This is a genomic window from Streptomyces sp. NPDC020362 (genome assembly GCF_040642095.1).
Lineage (GTDB): Bacteria > Actinomycetota > Actinomycetes > Streptomycetales > Streptomycetaceae > Streptomyces.
Map to the genome: position 1 here is coordinate 1 of NZ_JBFAET010000404.1, position 3171 is coordinate 3171.

Sequence of the window (3171 nt, forward strand, 5' to 3'; positions counted from 1 at the left end):
GGACGGTCAGGGCGCCGGTTCGGGGCCGTACCGGAGGTAGGTGAGCACCGCGGTGACGCGGCGGTGCAGCTGGGTCTCCTCGGCGAGGCCCAGCTTGGCGAAGGTCGAGTTGACGTGCTTCTCGATGGTCGACTCCGACAGCGACAGGGACTCCGCGATGGACCGGTTGTTCTTTCCCTGGGCCATGTGCCGCAGCACATCGAGCTCCCGGCGTGTCAGCTGGGACAGCGGCGCGTCCGTGGTGCGGGTGAGGCTGCCCACCAGGACCTCCACGATGCGCGGGTCGATCACGGAACGCCCCGCGGCGACCTCCCGCAGGGCGCGCAGCAGTTCCTCGAGCTCACCGATGCGTTCCTTGAGCAGGTAGGCCAGCCCGTCGGTGCCGTGCTGGAACAGCGCGAAGGCGTAATGCTCGTTGGCGTGCTGCGACAGTACGACCACGCCGATACCGGGGTGGGCGGCGCGGACCGCGTGTGCTGCGGTGATGCCCTCGGTGTGGTGGTCGGGCGGCATCCGGATGTCGGCGATCACGGCGTCGGGACGCAACCGGTGCACCGCGTCCAGCAGTTCGTCCGCCGTGCCGACGGCTGCGACCACGACCACCTCGCCGGTGTCCTCCAACAGGCGGCGGGTGCCCTCGCGCACCAGGTAGTGGTCCTCGGCGATGACGACGCGCATCCTGTCGGGCATGGGTTCAGACATCGGTGGTCTCCCGTCGCGTCTCGGTGATGCGCGCACGCAGAGTGGTCCCGTCACCGGGCCGGCTGATGATGGACAGTTCGCCGCCGACGGCCTCGATCCGGTCCCGCATCCCGGTGAGTCCCGAGCCGGGACCGGTCGTCGAGCGCAGCCCGACCCCGTCGTCGCTGACGTCCAGCAGCAGCGAACCGCCGGCGCGCCCGATCCGTACCGTCACACGGCCCGCCCGTGCGTGCTTGAGGACGTTGGTGAACGCCTCGGACACCAGGAAGAACGCCGCCTCCTCGATGTCGGGCGTGAAGCGCGCCGGACGCACGGACGGCTCGATCTCGACAGTCACCGGGATCGGCAGCCTTCGGGCCCGGGACATCACGGCCGCCGCGAGACCCTGGTCGGTGAGCACGGGTGGATGGATGCCGTGGGCGAGCTCGCGGAGCCCGTCGATGACCCGGCAGGCGTCGTCCTGGAGCTCGGTGAGGGTGGCGTACACCGTGCCGCCGTTGCGGCAGAGCTGGTTGCGGGCGAGCCGCAGCTTCGCCACGAGCGCGACGAGTTCCTGCTGGATCCCGTCGTGGAGCTGGCGCTCGATCCTGCGCCTCTCGGTGTCCTGGGCCTGCACGATGCGTGTGCGGGAGGCGTTGAGCTCACTGGCCTGCCGCTGCACTTCCTCGATGCGGATGGACAGTTCGGCGTTGAGCCGTGCGTTGTGCACCGCGAGCGCAGCCTGCCGGGCCAGGGTCTCGACCAGGTCACGGTCCTCGGGGGTGAACCGGCCCTCGTCCTTGGGCCCGTACTCGATGAAGCCGAGGGCGTCGTCGCCGTAGCAGAGCCCCACCCTGGTCCGTGACGCGTCCGCCCCGTCGGGCACCACGCCCGCCGTCCCCCTGGCAGAGGGAAGCCGGCCCGGCCCGGCGGTGCCCAACTCGACGTGCACCCAGCGCAGATCCAGCCACTGCCGCAGGCTGACCGCGAGCTGCGGCGCCAGCAGGGTCAGGTCGTAGGCGTGCTCAAGGGTCGTGCCGAACTGCACCAGCAGTTCGAAGTTGGAGGGGCGCACTCCGAACACACGTCGCGCGGCCAGCCGGTTGGCCTGCCGGCGCAGAGGCTGGCACAGCATGGTCACGCTGACGGCCACCAGGACCGCCGCGCTGATGGGCAGGTACTGGCTCGCAGTGAGCCCGAGGGCGGTGACCATGCCCAGGTACCAGCCGCCGATGATGATCCAGAGCAGGCCGTAGACGGTGGAGCGCCGGGCGGTGAAGTCCAGCCCTGGCAGCCGGTGCCGGAACGCCGCGTACACCAGACCTGCCGAGATCAGGACGTAGGGCAACGCGCCCAGGGCGCAGCCGATGAAGTACGCCGGCCCGCTGTCTCCCTGCCACATCCGGAACAGCCTCATGGAGCCGCGCAGGGCGAACAGGGGGAAAGCCACTGCCGCGACCGTCCACCACCGGCCCGTACTCCGGGCGCCGGACCGCCGTGCGTCCAGCACCGACCGCGCCAGCAACAGACCCGCCCCCACCGCGGGCATCCATGCCTCCGGCTGAACCAGCAGACGCAGCCGCAACCACAGGGGCATCGGCACCGCCATCAGCACGAGCGGAGCCGCGACCAGCAGCCACAGCACCCGCAGCGCGACGCGTTCGTGGGCGTGGCGCTCGCCTCCGTCCGGCAGCAGGGCGAGCAGTCGGGCGATCATGACGGCCGCCACCACGTCGATCGTCCGGGCCAGCAACAACAGCGGCCAACTGGCGGTCGGCCCCGGAACCCAGCCGGCAACGGAGCCGAGGAACGCCACGGTGAACCGCACCACCAGCCCCAGGGCAGCCCACGAGCCGGCCGCCAGCACCCGCCGCGCGACCGGATGCCCCGGGGCCCTCCAGTACAACGACAGCCCCGCCAGATAACACGGCAGCACCGCGCCCAGAGCCCACGGAAGCGTCCGCGCGGCCGTGAGCCAGGCCCCGAGCGCAACGGCGTAGAGCAGCCCCAGTCCACCGCAGACCGCCAGGACACGCATGCCCCGTGCGTCCTCAACCACCATCGGGCCAGTGTCGCTTGACCGTTTTGCGCTGTACAGCACGCATACCTCCCCCCGAGATGGCGGAGAACCTCCATACAGGAACAGAGGGCGCCCGGATTCGCCGCGGGCGCGCCGCCGAGCACACTCGTCGCGGGGCGATCCGGTGGTGCCGGGTCGCGGTGAAAGTTGGAGCGCCGCGCGACGAGCGGCGCGGAGGGGGCGGGGATGACCACCACACAGACGGCACCGTGTCACCAGTTACCCGATCGCGAGGAAGCACCGTGTACGGCCGTCGCACACCTGTTGCACGACCGGTCCGGCACGGACGGCCGGCTGGTCGCGGTCTACCAGCTGCTGGGCGAACCGGAACGGGCAGTGGCCGCCCACCGGCGCCTGGCCCACGGCGGGTTGCACACGCCCGAGGAGATCACGTCGGCGGCCTGGGCCGC

General features: G+C 71.3%; 3 protein-coding genes. 1 reads left to right on the plus strand and 2 read right to left on the minus strand.

The window, feature by feature from the left end; translation table 11 throughout:
• Positions 1-6: 6 nt before the first annotated feature.
• Positions 7-702, minus strand: coding sequence for a response regulator transcription factor (locus AB0H32_RS47525; RefSeq protein ID WP_361135728.1), 696 nt, complete (start codon positions 700-702; stop codon positions 7-9).
• Positions 695-2743 (minus strand): GAF domain-containing sensor histidine kinase, encoded by a 2049-nt coding sequence (locus AB0H32_RS47530; RefSeq protein WP_361135730.1) that lies wholly within the window; start codon positions 2741-2743, stop codon positions 695-697. Before AB0H32_RS47530 ends, AB0H32_RS47525 begins: the two co-directional genes overlap by 8 nt.
• 204 nt (positions 2744-2947) lie before the next feature.
• Here AB0H32_RS47530 and AB0H32_RS47535 point away from each other — a divergent pair.
• A partial coding sequence (locus AB0H32_RS47535; RefSeq protein WP_361135733.1) for a hypothetical protein occupies positions 2948-3171 on the plus strand: 224 nt, incomplete at its 3' end.